The 17,047-nt window shown below is 50.3% G+C and carries 13 protein-coding genes and 1 tRNA gene; 10 read left to right on the forward strand and 4 right to left on the reverse strand.

Going from position 1 to position 17,047, the window contains the following annotated elements:
- Positions 1-48 precede the first annotated feature (48 nt).
- On the reverse strand, positions 49-1,578 hold the full coding sequence (gene guaA / locus H8710_RS11015) for a glutamine-hydrolyzing GMP synthase (RefSeq protein WP_249295649.1): 1,530 nt from the start codon (positions 1,576-1,578) through the stop codon (positions 49-51).
- A gap of 431 nt (positions 1,579-2,009) precedes the next feature.
- Between guaA and asnA the strand changes: the two genes are divergently transcribed.
- From asnA to purF, 3 genes are read left to right on the forward strand one after another with little or no spacing between them, the layout of a single operon-like run.
- Positions 2,010-3,017, forward strand: coding sequence for an aspartate--ammonia ligase (gene asnA / locus H8710_RS11020; RefSeq protein ID WP_249295651.1), 1,008 nt, complete (start codon positions 2,010-2,012; stop codon positions 3,015-3,017).
- A 44-nt stretch (positions 3,018-3,061) separates the two neighbouring features.
- Complete coding sequence (locus H8710_RS11025; RefSeq protein ID WP_249295653.1) at positions 3,062-5,152, forward strand: glutamine synthetase III family protein; 2,091 nt, start codon at positions 3,062-3,064, stop codon at positions 5,150-5,152.
- Between the two features lie 15 nt (positions 5,153-5,167).
- The gene (gene purF / locus H8710_RS11030; protein WP_346727110.1) at positions 5,168-6,583 is read left to right on the forward strand and encodes an amidophosphoribosyltransferase; all 1,416 of its coding nucleotides are present in this window, start codon (positions 5,168-5,170) and stop codon (positions 6,581-6,583) included.
- A 73-nt stretch (positions 6,584-6,656) separates the two neighbouring features.
- On the opposite strand, the gene H8710_RS11035 is transcribed toward purF, so the two are convergent.
- From H8710_RS11035 to H8710_RS11045, 3 genes are all read right to left on the reverse strand, one after another.
- Positions 6,657-7,748, reverse strand: a complete 1,092-nt coding sequence (locus H8710_RS11035) for an FUSC family protein (RefSeq protein WP_249295655.1) — start codon at positions 7,746-7,748, stop codon at positions 6,657-6,659.
- Positions 7,749-7,890: 142 nt separating this feature from the next.
- Positions 7,891-7,966 (reverse strand) — tRNA-Ala (locus H8710_RS11040).
- A 126-nt stretch (positions 7,967-8,092) separates the two neighbouring features.
- Complete coding sequence (locus H8710_RS11045) at positions 8,093-8,878, reverse strand: polysaccharide deacetylase family protein (RefSeq protein ID WP_249295656.1); 786 nt, start codon at positions 8,876-8,878, stop codon at positions 8,093-8,095.
- 481 nt (positions 8,879-9,359) lie between these two features.
- Between H8710_RS11045 and H8710_RS11050 the strand changes: the two genes are divergently transcribed.
- The 7 genes from H8710_RS11050 to H8710_RS11080 are packed head-to-tail and all read left to right on the forward strand — an operon-like array spanning position 9,360 to position 17,046.
- Positions 9,360-10,448, forward strand: a complete 1,089-nt coding sequence (locus H8710_RS11050; RefSeq protein WP_249295658.1) for a class II glutamine amidotransferase — start codon at positions 9,360-9,362, stop codon at positions 10,446-10,448.
- A gap of 2 nt (positions 10,449-10,450) precedes the next feature.
- Positions 10,451-11,956, forward strand: a complete 1,506-nt coding sequence (locus H8710_RS11055; protein ID WP_249295660.1) for a glutamate synthase-related protein — start codon at positions 10,451-10,453, stop codon at positions 11,954-11,956.
- A 27-nt stretch (positions 11,957-11,983) separates the two neighbouring features.
- The gene (locus tag H8710_RS11060) at positions 11,984-13,255 is read left to right on the forward strand and encodes an adenylosuccinate synthase (RefSeq protein ID WP_249295662.1); all 1,272 of its coding nucleotides are present in this window, start codon (positions 11,984-11,986) and stop codon (positions 13,253-13,255) included.
- 9 nt (positions 13,256-13,264) lie between these two features.
- The gene (locus H8710_RS11065; RefSeq protein WP_249295664.1) at positions 13,265-13,702 is read left to right on the forward strand and encodes a 4Fe-4S dicluster domain-containing protein; all 438 of its coding nucleotides are present in this window, start codon (positions 13,265-13,267) and stop codon (positions 13,700-13,702) included.
- Positions 13,699-14,922 (forward strand): NAD(P)/FAD-dependent oxidoreductase, encoded by a 1,224-nt coding sequence (locus H8710_RS11070; RefSeq protein WP_249295666.1) that lies wholly within the window; start codon positions 13,699-13,701, stop codon positions 14,920-14,922. Before H8710_RS11065 ends, H8710_RS11070 begins: the two co-directional genes overlap by 4 nt.
- 19 nt (positions 14,923-14,941) lie before the next feature.
- Positions 14,942-15,664, forward strand: coding sequence for a GltB/FmdC/FwdC-like GXGXG domain-containing protein (locus H8710_RS11075; protein ID WP_249295668.1), 723 nt, complete (start codon positions 14,942-14,944; stop codon positions 15,662-15,664).
- Positions 15,665-15,720: 56 nt separating this feature from the next.
- Entirely contained in the window at positions 15,721-17,046 is a 1,326-nt protein-coding gene (locus H8710_RS11080; protein ID WP_249295670.1) for a glutamine synthetase family protein, read from the forward strand.
- Position 17,047: the final 1 nt, after the last annotated feature.

Below are 17,047 nucleotides of genomic sequence, written 5' to 3' on the forward strand. Positions count from 1 at the left end.
AAAGTGCCGCAAACCCGCATAAACACTGAGTTTTTAAGATACTCCAACTTATTCCCACTCTATCGTTGCCGGCGGCTTGCTGGTTACGTCGTATACAACTCTGCTGCAGCCGGGCACTTCATTGACCATGCGCCTGGACATTTTACGCAAAAGATCATATGGAATCTCTGCAAATTCCACTGTCATAGCGTCGTCGCTGGTAACAGCACGGATAGCGACGACGTAGTCGTAAGTCCTTCCGTCACCCATGACGCCCACCGTTTGTACGCCGGTCATCACAGTAAAATACTGCCAAATTTTCCGGTCCAGTCCCGCCGTTGCCACTTCTTCCCGCAAAATTGCATCCGTTTTGCGGACGATTTCGAGCTTTTCGGGGGTAATGGCGCCCATGATTCGGATTGCCAAGCCGGGGCCGGGGAACGGTTGTCGCCAAACGAGCTTTTTTGGAATGCCCAGATATTCACCCAGCGCGCGCACCTCGTCTTTAAAAAGGGTACGAAGCGGCTCTACAAGACCCTTGAATGAAATGTTGGACGGAAGTCCGCCCACGTTGTGGTGGCTTTTAATTACCGCGCTGTTGCCCTGTCCGCTTTCCACTACATCGGGATAAATAGTACCTTGAACGAGAAATTCAGTGTCATTTACTTTTAAGGCTTCTTCCTCAAAGACACGGATAAACTCTTCGCCAATAATTTTACGCTTCTGTTCCGGTTCTACTACACCTGCCAATTTGCTCAAGAACCGTTCCTGGGCATCCACCAGCTTGATATTCATGCCGAGCTTTGCGTGATAGTAGTCCATCACCTCTTTGGCTTCATTTTCCCGGAGCAGGCCATGGTCGACAAAAACGCAGTAAAGCTGATTGCCGACGGCTTTATGCACCAAAACGGCGGCAACGGAGGAATCAACTCCTCCAGAGAGGGCGCAGAGTACCTTTTTGTCCCCTACCTGTTTCTTAATTTCGGCAATCATCCGTTCCGCCAGGGAACTCATATCCCAATCGCCTGTGCAGCCACAAATCCGATAACAGAAGTTGTAGAAAATCTTCATATTTTCTTCTTGGTGCATAACTTCTGGGTGGAACTGTACACCGTACACCTTTCGCTTGTCGTCAGCAAAGGCTGCGGTGGGGCAATGGTTGGTAAAAGCAATAGAAATAGCGCTTTCTGGCAGCCTTCCGGCCATATCCCGGTGATTCATCCAAATGGACATGTCTTTCATACTGTCGAAAAGCGGATGAGATTGAAAGTGAATGTCTGTAGGACCAAATTCGGGGACAGGCGCTTCGATAATAGTCCCCCCTAGGTCATTTACAAGAATCTGCATACCGTAGCAGATACCTAGGACCGGCACATCAAGATCTAAGAACTGAGGATTCAGCTTTTTGGCATCAGGGGCGTATACGCTGTCGGGCCCACCGCTCAAAATTAGACCTTTTAAATTTTTTTCTTTGAGGGTATCCGGACTGGCGTTATAGGAAACGATTTCCGCATAAACACCTGCCTCCCTGACGCAGCGCGCAATCAGCTGGGTGTACTGCCCGCCGAAATCCATGACGACGATGGTTTCATTTGCCATACTGGTTCCTTTCTCCGGTATTTTTTGACCGGCTTGTGCAACGGAATACATATCATGCTTCAATTTTCAACACGCTTCAAATATTGGCTTGTACATATAAACCCTATAGTAATCGCTTTTTGAATAAGCATATTATACTATTCTGATTTTTTACTGTCAATAAAAATGAAAGTAATTCAAATCGAACCTGCAAATTACATAAGATTGACCCCTTGTAGATTCTCATTTTATGTGAAATTGTCTAAACATGAGAAAATCCATGGAAAAGGGATTGACAAACCGATTGTAAGGTTCTATAATGACGGCGTAGACAGCAAAGGCGCTGTAGGAATTTTCCTACGGCGTCTTTTCTATTTCGTTCGGTTTTCCGAGAGAAATACCCGACGGCACTGCTGGCGTGGTATCCACAATCAAGAAAGGGAGTATTTGTTATGAGCAAAACTGTTATCCCGCAGGGCTACAAGCCCGCAACCGACCTCTATGAAACTCAGAGAGCCATTTCCGCCATCAAAGACATTTTTCAGAAGAAGTTGAGTGATGCGTTGAATCTCACACGGGTTTCCGCTCCGCTTTTTGTTGAGGCGGGAACCGGCGTCAACGATGATTTAAACGGCGTAGAGCGTCCCGTCAGTTTCGATATTATGGAGACAAAGTCTGAGGCGCAGGTCGTTCATTCTCTCGCAAAATGGAAAAGATTGGCCTTGTATCAATACGGTTTCCAGCCGGGCACCGGTTTATACACCGATATGAACGCTATCCGCCGGGATGAGGAAATGGATAACCTTCATTCCATCTATGTGGATCAGTGGGACTGGGAAAAAATCCTGCCGGCGGGCAAACGCACCGAGACGTATTTAAAAGAAACGGTACAAACCATTGTCAAGACCGTCTGTGAGACTCTGGAGGAAGTGAAGAAAAAGTTTCCGTCCATTACAACCACCATCTCCCCTGAAGTCAACTTTGTGACCACCCAAGAGCTGGAAGATATGTATCCCGATTGTACCCCGAAGGAGCGGGAGAACAAGTACCTGAAAGACCACAGGACTGCTTTTATCATGCAGATCGGTGGAAAGCTCAAATCCGGCATCAGGCACGACGGCCGCGCCCCCGATTACGACGACTGGAAATTAAACGGAGATATTGTATTCTGGTCCGACGTTTTGGGATGCGCCTTTGAGGTTTCCTCTATGGGTATTCGGGTGGATCAAAAGTCCATGGACAGCCAGCTTAGGGAAGCGGACTGCGACGACCGGAGAAGCTGCAAATTCCACAAGATGGTGCTGGACGGCACCTTGCCCCTCACCATGGGCGGAGGAATCGGACAGTCGAGAATCTGCATGCTTCTCTTAGGAAAAGCCCACATCGGTGAAGTGCAGTGCTCCATCTGGGATAAAGATACCGTGGAATCCTGCAAAAAAGCCTCTATACCGCTTTTATAATTTACTGATAATAGAGAAATAACGTAAAGAAAGGGAATTGCGTAATGAAAAACTTGCCTGAAAATTTTGGTTCACTGGTATTTAACGACGCCGTCATGCGGGACCGCCTCCCAAAAGAAACCTATAATGCGCTGAAACGGACGATGGAACAGGGCAAACATCTGGATCCGTCCATTGCCCACATTGTTGCCAACGCCATGAAGGACTGGGCGGTGGAAAAGGGAGTTACCCATTTTACCCACTGGTTTCAGCCCATGACCGGCACCACTGCTGAAAAGCACGACAGCTTTATCAGTCCGGTGGCGGGCGGCGGAGTGATTATGGAGTTTTCCGGCAAAGAACTCATAAAAGGCGAGCCCGACGCTTCCAGTTTCCCCTCTGGGGGCCTGCGGGCAACCTTCGAAGCCCGCGGCTACACCGCCTGGGATCCCACTTCTTATGCCTTTATCAAAGACGATACCCTCTGTATCCCCACTGCTTTCTGCTCCTACAGCGGTGAAGCTCTGGACAAAAAAACCCCTCTGCTGCGCTCGATGGAAGCCTTAAACCGGCAGGCGCTGCGCATCCTTCGCCTGTTTGGCGACAAGGAGACCGTCCACGTGGACACCACTGTGGGACCGGAGCAGGAGTACTTCCTGGTAGACAAAAAGCTCTATGAGGAGAGAAAAGACCTTTTATTCTGCGGCAGGACCCTCTTCGGCGCTAAACCTCCCAAGGGCCAGGAACTGGACGATCACTATTTTGGCACCATCAAGACGAGAGTTCAGGCCTTTATGAAGGATTTGGACGAGGAGCTTTGGAAGCTGGGCGTTTACGCCAAAACCGAACACAACGAGGTGGCTCCGGCCCAGCATGAATTAGCCCCTATCTTCACTACGACCAATATCGCCGCCGACCACAACCAGCTGACCATGGAAATGATGAAGAAAGTGGCCGAACGTCACGGCCTCACCTGCCTGCTCCACGAGAAACCCTTTGCCGGCGTCAACGGAAGCGGTAAGCACAATAACTGGTCTATCTCCACAAACACCGGCGTCAACCTTTTGGACCCTGGCGATTCTCCTCGGGAAAACGCGCAGTTTCTGCTGTTTTTGACCGCTGTGGTGAAAGCGGTCGACGAGTATCAGGATTTGCTCCGCGCCTCTGTCGCCACCGCCGGAAACGACCACCGCTTGGGCGCAAACGAAGCGCCTCCCGCAATCGTTTCGATGTTCGTGGGCGACGAACTGATGGAGGTGTTAGAGTCTATCATGCGGGAAACCGCCTATGAATCCAAAGACAAGGTGGAAATGAAAGTCGGAGTCCATACTTTGCCCCGTTTCATCAAGGACACCACCGATCGGAACCGCACCTCCCCCTTTGCCTTTACCGGCAACAAGTTTGAATTTAGAATGCCCGGCTCCAGCCAGTCCATTTCCGGCATTAATATCGTACTCAACACTATCGCGGCGGAGACGCTGTGCCAGTTTGCTGACGTGTTGGAAGAGTCTAAAGATTTTACATCTGACCTGCACAATTTGGTCAAAGACACGCTGACTTCCCACCGCCGCATCCTCTTTAACGGCAACAACTATTCGCCGGAATGGGTGCTGGAAGCGGAAAAACGGGGCCTTCTGAACCTGAAGACCACTGCTGACGCTCTGCCGTATTTTGTCCACGAAAAGAACGTGGAGCTTTTTGTGAAGCACAAGGTATTTACCGCGGGAGAAATGCACGCCCGGTATGAAATCATGCTGGAAGGCTACTGCAAGACGCTGAATATCGAAGCACTGACTATGCTGGAAATGGTGAAGAAAGACATTCTGCCCGCTGTTTCCAATTATTGCAGGGATTTGACCGCTACAGCTCTCCAGAAAAGACAGCTGTTGCCTGAGTGCTCCTGCGAAGTGGAAGAGGCCTTGGTGAAACGGTTGTCGAAGCTCAGTGCATGCCTCTATCAGAAAAACGACAAGCTGGAAAAAGCGCTTTTAGACTGCAAGGCTTACACCGATTTGCAGGAACTGGCCAACTACTACCGTGATGTGGTGCTCCTGTCTATGCAGGAGACCCGTACCGTGGCCGATGAGCTGGAAACCATTGTTGGCTCCAGCTACTGGCCCTATCCGACCTACTGCGACCTTTTGTTTCACGTATAAGGCGGTAAAACATAGATGAATAATTGCTTTAGTTCCATGGGGCCTGCCGATGACAAACCCCATGAGGAATGCGGCGTGTTCGGCGCCTACGATCCTGCGGGAAACGACGTGGCCCCTGCTATTTATTACGGCCTCTTTGCCTTGCAGCACAGAGGCCAGGAAAGCTGCGGCATCGCGGTAGGGGACACTTTGGGACCGAGGCGAATACTGCTTCACAAGGATATGGGACTTGTCAGTGAGGTATTCAATGAAGAGCGTTTGCAGAAACTCGGGGGAAATATCGGAGTTGGCCATGTCCGATATTCCACAGCGGGGGACAGCAGCCCTCAAAATGCCCAGCCGCTGGTGCTCAACTATATCAAGGGCACCCTCTGCATTGCCCATAATGGAAATTTAGTCAACGCCGTTGAACTTCGACGGGAACTGGAACTTTCCGGATCGATCTTTCAGACCAGCGCTGACACCGAAGTCATCGCCTATCATATCGCGAGAGAACGATTAAACGCCAAATCGGCGGAAGAGGCGGTGGCTTCGGCGATGCAGAAGATCAGCGGGGCCTATTCCCTCATCGTTATGAGTCCGAGAAAACTCATTGGGGTGCGGGATCCCATGGGTTTTCGGCCTCTCTGTATCGGAAAGCGGGACAGCACCTATTTTCTCGCGTCGGAAAGCTGTGCCTTGGACGCAGTGGGGGCAGAATTTGTCCGAGACGTGGCCCCCGGCGAAATCGTCACCATCACCGAAACCGGGATTTTTTCGGAATTTCCTCGGGAGAAAGCCACAACGGCACACTGCATCTTTGAGTACATCTACTTTGCTCGCCCCGACAGCATCATCGACGGCATCGGGGTCTACGAGTCGAGAGTTCGGGCCGGGCGAGAACTTGCCCGGCAGCATCCAGTGGAAGCGGATTTGGTGGTCGGAGTGCCTGAGTCGGGCAACGATGCGGCGCTGGGGTTTTCCCTGGAATCGGGCATCCCTTACGGCAAGGCTTTCGTCAAGAATAATTACGTAGGACGCACCTTTATCAAACCCACGCAGTTAGAGCGGGAATCCAGTGTCCGTATCAAATTGAACGCCCTCAAAAAGGTAGTCTGCGGCAAACGGATCGTCATGATCGACGATTCCATCGTCCGTGGGACAACTTGTGCCCAGATTGTCAGTTTGCTGCGAGAGGCGGGAGCCACGGAGGTTCATGTGCGCATCAGCTCACCACCATTTAAGCACCCCTGCTATTTTGGCACCGACATTCCTACCGGAGGGCAGCTCATCGCCAACCGGCACAATGAACAGGAAATTTGCACTCTTATTGGGGCGGACTCGCTGGGATATCTTTCTGTGAAAAGCCTTTCCGAAATCATACAAGGACGGCTTTCCTGCTGCGACGCCTGCTTTTCCGGAAAATATCCGGTTGCGCGGCCCAAGCATTAACTTGCCTTTGCCTCTATTTTGCATACACAGCAAAACGTCATCCAAAGGACACTCCTTTGGATGGCGTTTTGTTTTAAGAAATAGCCTCGATTTTTCCGGAACCTGGATATTTTTTTGCCCGATCAATCACACACCGCTTGGCAATTCTCTCAATGAGGATTTGGGTAATTTCCAATAAAACCACAATGGCAATTCCGCCTAGCAGGCAAAGACAGCGGTTTTCAATAGCAGTGGTCGTATCCAGCAGTACCAGAGAAGCATTGAGAGCGTTTACGGCGTTTACCATTTGTTTGTGTTTGTATTCTGGAGCAAAATAACTGAGATAGCCCATGAGCATAATGACCAGCATGGAGTATTGCTGCGGAACCAAGATGCGGAAAACGATGATAAAGACACCGATTCCTATGAAGGTCCCCAGGGCACGGTGTTTGATTCGTACCCAGGTTTCCCGGAAAACTGGCTGAGTCAGAGACATGGCGACGATACTGATCCACAGCGGTTTTTTCAGCCCCAGCAGTGAGCCAATCAGCACCGCGATGGAAATGCCCATAGCCATACGGAGGATAAACCCCGGGTTGTGCCAACTGAGCAAAATCTGCTCTTTAATAGCCCTCCGGTTTTCATCCAGTCCTTTGCGCCGCCACCAGATGAGAGATATGGCGGCGACCAGCGCCCCTCCAGCAATGAGGCCTAGAAGCCGTTTGGGAAACTGCTGGGGCGTAACCAATGTTGCCTGGCAAAAGACAAAGGTGAGCAGAAAATTGATGTAAAGCTTGGTTCCAATGGGTTCGGTGCAGAGACTCATCACTACGGTTATGAAAAGGAACTGAATCGGAAAGGCAAGCCATGGTGAAAGTGCAGAGCATTGGGCGGCAATACCCGCCCCTGCATATAGCAAAACGATAATACCGGCCATTTTGGTAGGGCGGATACCGGGTGGGCATACGGGAAACATGGTGATTCCGACGCTGATGGCGACGCCGGCTAAGATGTCGCCCGCGCCAAAAAGTGTTTGATACAGAAAAATAAAAGCAAGGGAAAAAACGAACCGAACCGCGTTTTCGAAAACCAATTTCCCGGTGTGTTTGAATTGTTCTTTGGATACTGTCAATACGATTCCTCCATAAAATTGGGCCTCTACTACGTCCAGAGGTTCCATAATCATTTCAATTATTCTTAAATGATAGCAGTTTTTTGAAGGGGTTACAACAACGGTTATTTGTGAATTTTTTCTTAATCCTACTCAATTTTATTGGACAACATAACAAAAGGCAGAATTCAGCATTTACTGAATTCTGCCTTCTCAATGGTGGAGACGATCGGACTCGAACCGACTACCTATACGTTGCGAACGTATCGCTCTCCCAGGTGAGCTACGCCCCCAAATCTAACGGAAAATATTATATCACAGTTTTTGGGGTTTGTACAGATAAATTTGGGATTTTTTTATTTTTCTTTAAAAGGTTAGCTCTGGAAATCCTATCTCCTGATGAAAGAAGACAGGATTTTTCAAAATTTGCGGGACTTAAACTGGATGGGAGGAGTGTCTTCTTTCAGTGCCTCAAAACGATAGCCTTTTTCAGTGTAGTAGTCAATAAGCATTTTAATGCAGTCTACCGCAGTGGTACGCAGTGCGTCGTCGTGCATTAAAATGAGGATTCTGTCATCGTCTCCGCCAGATTTTACAATATTTTTAAACATTTTTTCTGCCGGTGTGGGAGTGGCCTTGTCGTCTTTGGCCAGGGCGTTCCAATCGAAAAAGACGTATCCCTGCTCAGCAGTGATTTCTTTTACTTTTGCTAAAGTGGAGGCGTCGGCGTTGGAATTATTGCTCCCCCCCGGGAAGCGGAAGATTTTGGGTGTATCCCCGACGATCTCCTGCAGATGATTTTGTAGGCGTTCAAAGTCCGCCAGATAGGCATCCGCGTTGGCATAAATCTCTTTGTATTTATGGGAGTAGGAGTGCAGGCCGATACTGTGCCCTTCATCTACCATGCGCTGGTACAGCATTTTTCCCCGGTCCGTGGTTGCGCCAATTACAAAAAAGGTAGCAGGAATATTTTCTTCCTGCAGCAGGTCCAAAATGTCGGCGGTGACGACAGAAGGGCCGTCGTCAAAGGTGAGGTATACGATTTTATCACCGCCTTCCTCCGAAGGCGGAGCGGCGTCCATAGGCTCGGCGGAAGTACGAACCGTCATAACAGCGGAAAATACGTTAAGGCCGATGGCGACCGTCAGCAAAAATACAATGGTGCCAAACAGTATATTTTTCAGTCGGAAGCTGCGGATAAACATAATGATGATCCTTTCACAGTGAAGTAAGGAATAGGCTTTCTAAACTATATGCTAAGAAAAAATTTTTATGTAAAAGAATAACTAGAGGGGATCGTTGGCGCGGCTTGCTTTTTACCAAAATTTAAACATAATAAGCAAATCTAATAACAGCAAAAAGCAATTATTATGACAGGCGGCAAAAAAAACTTTCATTTTATAAATTAATGGTTTGTAAAACGTATCCGCATGAATAATAGGCATAATAAAGGTTTTATTTGATTTAAATACATTCAAAAGTGGCCGCATAAAAGTCATGTGATTTATTCTATTTTCACAAATATGCAGGAGATATATTTTTTTCGTTCAAAAATATTGACAGTTTTCAGAGAAAATAGTATAATAGGCATCGTGAACAAAGGCGTTCATCAGAGGATACGGAAACCATTGTCCGTACCCTCTGATGGACGCCTTTTTAATTTGCTTTAGAAAGGGGACAGAATCCATGTTAAAGGAAGGACAGGTACGCATCCCTTCGGGTTGTGCCATTTCCGGCATTTTTGCCCGAGACGGAAAGCGATTTTCCGGACTTAAAGCGGTACAGTCCATTGCGGTAATGCACGACCGCAGCAATGGACTGGGAGGCGGCTTTGCAGGATACGGTATTTATCCGGAATATAAAGAGTATTATGCATTCCATGTGTTTTATGACACTTTGGAGGCACGTCAGAAATGCGAATGTTTTTTGGAACAGCATTTTGATATCGTGAACCTGTCGAAAATCCCTACTCGGAAGACTCCGAAAATCAAAGACGAACCTCTCATCTGGCGGTATTTCCTCTATCCGCTTCCCACAAAGCTCAAGGCGAGCCAGCTTGACGAGCGGGAATTTGTCGCCAAGTGCGTCATCCGCATCAACACCCATATCGACGGCGCCTATGTCTTTTCCAGCGGCAAAAACATGGGCGTCTTCAAAGCAGTGGGCTTTCCGGAAGATGTAGGGGATTTCTACCGGCTGGAGGAGTACGAGGGCTACTGCTGGACGGCCCACGGACGGTATCCCACCAATACCCCCGGCTGGTGGGGCGGGGCCCATCCCTTTGCGATGCTTGACTACTCCATCGTCCACAACGGGGAGATTTCCTCCTACGATGCCAATAGGAGGGCTATTGAGATGCATGGTTATCAGTGCAATCTGCTCACCGACACCGAAGTCATCACCTACATGGTGGATTATTTAAACCGTCGCCAAGGCCTTTCCATGGAAGAGGTGGCCCAGGTCATCGCCGCTCCCTTTTGGAGTACAATTGAATCAAAGGAGCCGGAAGAGCGGGAAAAGCTCACCTATTTCCGCAATGCATTTGCAAGCTACCTCATCACTGGCCCTTTCTCTATTCTGGTTGGATTCGAGGGCGGCATGATGGCACTGAATGACCGGCTGAAGCTCCGCTCTATGGTGGCGGCCGAAAAGGGCGATATGTTTTATATTGCCAGTGAAGAAAGCGCCATCCGGGTCATCGAGCCGGAGTTAGACCGTATCTGGGCTCCCCGCGGGGGAGAACCGGTAATCGTGCGTTTGAAGGGAGGGGAGTAATTATGGCAATCAATTTCCTCTATCCAGATTATGAAGTGATCCGAAATTACGACCGCTGCATCGCCTGCCGGGTCTGCGAACGGCAATGCGCCAACGAAGTACATCAGTACGACCCCGACACCGGGCGGATGACGGCGGACGAGAGCAAATGCGTCAACTGCCATCGCTGCGTCTCCCTCTGTCCGACGCGGGCGCTTAAAATCGTCAAAACCGATCATACTTTTAAGGAAAATGCCAACTGGTCCGGTCAGACGATTCAAGAAGTCTATCGGCAGGCGGGTTCTGGCGGGGTACTGCTTTCCTCTATGGGCAATCCCAAGGAATATCCAGTCTACTGGGACAAAATCCTCATCAACGCCTCTCAGGTGACGAATCCATCTATCGACCCCCTGCGGGAACCCATGGAAACGAGGGTGTATCTGGGCAAGAAGCCTGAAGGTATCGAGCGGGATAAAAACGGAAAAATTATCAATAATTTGACCCCTCAATTGAAACTCAACACCCCCATTATGTTTTCCGCTATGAGCTACGGCTCTATCAGTTATAACGCCCACGCGAGCCTGGCCAGGGCGGCGGAACAACTTGGCATTTACTACAACACCGGCGAAGGCGGCCTTCATAAAGATTTCTACCAATACGGCCCCAACACCATTGTCCAGGTGGCTTCCGGACGCTTCGGCGTTTACAAGGATTATCTGGAAGCGGGAGCGGCCATCGAAATTAAGATGGGCCAGGGGGCTAAGCCCGGCATCGGCGGGCATTTGCCTGGTGCAAAGGTGGGCGAGGACGTGTCCAAGACCAGGATGATCCCTCTCCACTCTGATGCCATTTCCCCGGCACCACACCACGACATTTATTCCATCGAGGATTTACGACAACTGGTATTTTCCTTAAAAGAAGCGACAGAATATAAAAAACCCATTATCGTTAAAATCGCGGCGGTTCACAACGTGGCGGCTATTGCCAGCGGCGTTGCCCGCAGCGGAGCCGACATCATCGCCATCGACGGGTTCAGAGGCGGAACAGGTGCCGCTCCGACCCGCATACGCGACAACGTAGGCATTCCCATTGAGCTCGCCCTGGCGAGCGTTGACCAGCGGCTCCGGGATGAGGGAATCCGCGACCAGGTGTCCGTCGTCGTAGGGGGAAGTATCCGCAGCAGCGCCGACGTAGTAAAGGCTATCGCTTTGGGAGCGGATGCCTGCTACATTGCGACCAGCGCACTCCTAGCTCTTGGATGCCACCTCTGCCGTAGCTGCCAGAGCGGCAAATGCAACTGGGGGATCGCGACCCAGCGGCCTGATCTGGTGCGGCGGCTCAATCCCGACATCGGTTCGGAGCGGCTTATCAATCTCATCACCGCCTGGGATCACGAAATCAAGGAAATGATGGGCGGCATGGGTATCAATTCTATCGAGGCCCTCAAGGGAAACCGCTTGATGCTCCGTGGCATTGGCCTGGGCGACAGAGAGCTTTCTATACTCGGCATCAAACACGCGGGAGAATAATTTTAGTCTGAAAGAGGAGAAGAAAACATGTTAACAGCCATTGTGGGGATTAACTGGGGCGACGAAGGCAAGGGCAGAATGGTGGATCTCTTTTCGGAAAAATACGACATTGTGGCCCGCTATCAGGGCGGGAACAACGCTGGACACACCGTTGTCAATGATCGGGGCAAGTTTATTTTAAATCTACTGCCCTCTGGAATTTTGCGGGAGGAAGTCACAAATGTCATGGGAACCGGCATGGTCATCGATTTGGAGCACTTAAGCGGCGAAATCGGCAGACTCCGGGAGGCAGGGGTGCAGATTTCCCCCGAAAGTTTAAAAATAAGCGACAGAGCCGTTATCTGTATGCCCTACCACAAACTTCTGGATGTTTTGGAAGAAGAACGGCTGGGCGATGCCAAATTTGGCTCGACGAGACGGGGCATCTCCCCGGTATACGGCGACAAATACATGAAAAAATGCCTGCGGATGGGGGATTTGCTGGATAGAGATTCTTATGCAGAGGCTCTCAAGGGGATCCTCGCCTGGAAAAATTTGACCATCACCGGGGTGTACGGGGCAAATCCCACGGATTACGATGAGATGCTCAGCTGGCTGGATAAGTACGCTGAGGAATTCAAGGACTATATCTGCGACACCGGTGTTTATCTGAACGAGGCAGCATCGGAAGGAAAAAACATCATGTTTGAAGCACAGCTTGGCGCCCTGCGCGACATCGATTTCGGCATCTGCCCCTTTACCTCTTCTTCCCCCACCATTGCCGCTTATGCCCCTATCGGCGCAGGAATCCCCAATTGGAAGCTCACCAATACCATCGGCATCATGAAAGCCTACTCCACCTGTGTGGGAGAGGGCCCCTTTACAGCAGAAATGTTTGGGGACGAGGCGGAGAAGCTCCGTGCGGCAGGCGGCGAATACGGTGCAGCCACCGGACGTCCCAGGAGGGTTGGTCCCTTTGACGTAGTGGCCTCCAAATACGGCGTGCGGGTTCAGGGCTGCGACGAATTGGCCCTGACCAAGCTGGACGTACTCTCCTATATGGAGAAAATTCCCGTCTGTACCGCTTATGAACTGGATGGACAGATTGTACACGAGTTTCCCTATGGCTCGAAGCTTGACCGGGCAAAACCGGTGGTGGAATATTTCGCTGGCTGGAACTGCGATGTATCCAAATGCCGCAAACCGGAGGAGCTGCCGGAGGCGGCAAAAAAATATATCGCCTATCTGGAAAAAGCGGTTGGATGCAAGATCAAATACGTGTCGGTGGGCGCCGCCCGCGATGAATACATTGTTCTTTAGGTGATTGCCATGAAAAAAGTTTACGTAGAAGAAAAATGGTGCCTGGGGTGCCATTTATGCGAATACAACTGCGCTTTTGCCAACTCCGGCTGTTCAGATATGGTTAAGGCCCTCAAGGGCATTGAAATCAACCCCCGCATCCGCATCGAAGAAAAAGGAGACGTTCATTTTGCCGTGAGCTGCCGCCACTGTGAAGAACCTCTCTGCGTAAAAGGGTGTATTTCCGGTGCACTTTCTGTCAAAAACGGGGCAGTCTTTGTGGACCAGGAGAAATGTGTGGGGTGCTACACCTGTATCCTCAGTTGTCCTTATGGCGCCATTATGCCCGCTGAAAACGGTGTGGTGCAGAAATGTGAACTCTGTATCGCAAACAGCTGCGGTGCGCCCGCCTGCGTGGCCGGATGCCCTAACAACGCTATTATTTTTACAGAGGAGGCAGGAGCATGAATTACGTTATAATCGGAAATTCCACTGCCGCCATCGGCTGCGTCGAAGGAATTCGGCAGATGGACAAAGAAAGCAACATCATTCTGATTTCCAGCGAATCTTATCACACCTACTCCCGTCCGCTTATTTCCTACCTCCTTTATGGCAAGACCGACGAAGAGCGAATGAAATATCGTCCTGACAGCTTCTACAAAGATAATGGCTGCACTCTGCTGACGGGAAAAACGGTTGTGTCCATTGATCCGAAAGGGAAAAGCGTTTTGTTGGACAACGGAGAGAAAATCCCATACGATAAACTGCTCGTTGCCACCGGCTCTTGTCCCTTCATTCCTCCTATCGAAGGGTTGGAGAGGGTGACAAAAAAATTTACCTTTATGTCGTTGGACGACGCCAAAGCTTTGAAAAAAACTCTGTCGCCTGAGAGCAAGGTAATGATTATGGGTGCGGGGCTCATCGGCCTGAAATGCGCCGAGGGGATCGCCCATTTGGTAAAATCCATTACGGTAGTGGACTTGGCGGACCGTATTCTTCCGTCGGTTTTGGATCAGGAGGGTGCCGCTATCGTCCAAAAACACCTAGAGAAGAATATTTCTTTTATCCTCTCCGACTGCGTCCAGTCCTTTGAACCAAATCAGGCTGCTTTGGTCAGCGGTAAAAAAGTGCCTTTTGACGTGCTGGTGGTAGCGGTGGGTGTCCGGCCCAACACAAATCTTGTATCCGACGCAGGTGGCGAAGTGAACCGAGGCATTGTTATTAACGGCAAATGTGAAACCAGCTTGTGTGACGTCTACGCCGCCGGCGATTGCGTTGAAAGTCACGACATCACCATTGATGAAAATCGTATCCTTGCCCTTTTGCCTAACGCCTACATACAGGGTGAGACGGCTGGAATCAACATGGCCGGCGGGGAAAAGTCCTACGACAGCGCCATTCCTATGAACGCAGTAGGATTCTTCGGGCTGCACGTCATTACGGCGGGCAGTTACGACGGCGAGGAAACCATCGTTTCCGATGGCAGACGGTACAAAAAACTTTTAGTTAAAGACGGACTTTTAAAAGGCTATATAATGGTGGGCGACGTGGGCCGGGCCGGTATCTATACGAGCCTTATCCGCAATCAGACGCCGCTGGATACGATCGACTTTGAACTGATGAAGCAACATCCCCAGCTCATGGCGTTTTCGAGAAAAGAGCGGATAAAAATGCTGGGCGTTTCGTAAACAAAAGGGGGCTCAAACGATGAATATTGTTGCAGACGATATGCATTTTAGGGATTTGAATGAAAAAATTCGCAATACAAAAGATACAAAAATCCGTATCAAAAGCTGTGTCGGCCAGAGATACATCGGCAGCGGTTTGAACGGCAAGGAAATCGTAATTGAAGGGATTCCCGGCAACGCTTTGGGCGCTTATTTGAATGGAAGCGTCATTCGAACCACTGGAAATGTCCAGGATGCCACGGGCGACACTATGAACGGCGGCGCCATCTACGTCCACGGTTCCTCCGGCGACGCCACAGGCTATGCCATGCGGGGCGGTAAGATTTTTGTCAAGGGGGACACCGGCTACCGGACCGGCATCCATATCAAAGCCTACGAAGAGCACAAGCCTACTATTATCATCGGCGGCGCTGCGGGGAGCTTTCTTGGCGAGTACCAGGCGGGTGGAAATATTGTGGTTTTGGGCTTGAACAGCGGCGGAAAGCCGCCGGTGGGATATTTTTGCGGCACCGGGATGCACGGCGGAAAAATTTATTTGCGGTGTGATACCCTTCCGCAGGATCTTCCGGCCCAGGTGTCCGCTCGGGACGCTACAGCGGAGGATATGGAGGAGATAGACAGTGATTTGAGCGAATTTTGCAAGGAGTTCCAGTTGGACAAAAAGAAAATCCTCAAAAATCACTTTTTTGTCCTGACCGCCAATACAAAAAATCCATATAAACAGCTTTATACTCAGAATTAGTTGGTGTATAATAGCTTATAAGTATATACCGCTATTTTGCGTAAGGAGGCAATTTTATGGGAGACTACACCATGTCAGAAGTTCTAGAATTTGTCGAGGAAAATGATGTAAAGTTTATACGCTTAGCATTCTGCGACATTTTCGGCAGACAGAAAAATGTGTCTATCACCCCCAGTGAGCTGCGCCGGGCTTTTGATAAGGGCGTTTCCTTCGACGCTTCTGCTATTGACGGCTTTTTTTCAGTCGACCAGTCCGATCTGTTTTTAGTACCCGACCCAGCAACCCTTTCGGTATTGCCGTGGCGGCCTTCCCAGGGGCGAGTGGTTCGATTTTTCTGCGACATCAAAAACCCCGACGGGACATCTTTTATAGGCGACGGGCGGCAGATTCTGCGTCGGGTGGTGGAAAAGTGCTCCCAAAAGGGCCTTGCTTGCAAAGTCGGCGCTGAGAGCGAATTTTATCTATTCTTGGAGGACGATAAAGGCGAACCTACCCATGTTCCTTTTGACCGGGCAGGCTACTGCGACATCGCGCCTTTGGATAAAGGGGAAAACGTGCGGCGAGAAATCTGCCTGACCTTGGAGGAAATGGGTATCACGGCAGAGAGTTCCCACCACGAGCAGGGCCCCGGGCAGAACGAAATAGACTTTCGATACAGCGGCGCGCTGACGGCGGCGGACGATTTTATCACTTACCAGTCAGTGGTGCGCACCATCGCGGGGCGGAGCGGGCTATATGCATCCTTTATGCCTAAGCCCATCGCAAACCAAAGCGGAAGCGGGCTCCACGTGAACCTGTCCCTTTATAAAAACGGGCGTAATGTTTTTCAGGATTTGCTGCGGGGTGTCCCCTCCGAGGCGGAGGGGTTTATCGCCGGGATTCTAAACCGCGTCAGCGAGTGCACTGCTTTTTTAAATCCCCTCACCAATTCTTATGAGCGTTTGGGAAAATGCAAAGCACCCCGGTATATCACTTGGTCCAAGGGAAACCGGTCACAGCTCATTCGCATCCCTCTGGCATCCTATGACTCTGAGCGGTGTCGGATGGAGCTTAGATCCCCCGACGGGGCCTGCAACCCCTATTACGCTTTTGCGCTGCTGATTGCCGCGGGGCTGGAGGGAATTGAGAAGGAAATGAAACTTCCAAAACCTACAGAGCTCAACCTAATGGATGCCAGTGTGGACACGACGGGACTCCAAAGCCTGCCCAAAACCCTGGGTGAAGCGGTGGGAGCGGCGAGGCGGAGCGAATTTTTAAAGGAAGTGCTTCCCACGGATGTCATAGAGAAATTTCTTGCGGCAAAACAGAGGGAATGGGAAGAGGTAAACGGTTCCCCCGATTCTCACGAGGCGGAAAATCAATTGTATTTTGGGCAGATATAAG

Origin of the sequence: Fumia xinanensis (genome assembly GCF_014384905.1) — a bacterium.
In the GTDB taxonomy this organism is placed as follows: domain Bacteria; phylum Bacillota; class Clostridia; order Oscillospirales; family Ruminococcaceae; genus Fumia; species Fumia xinanensis.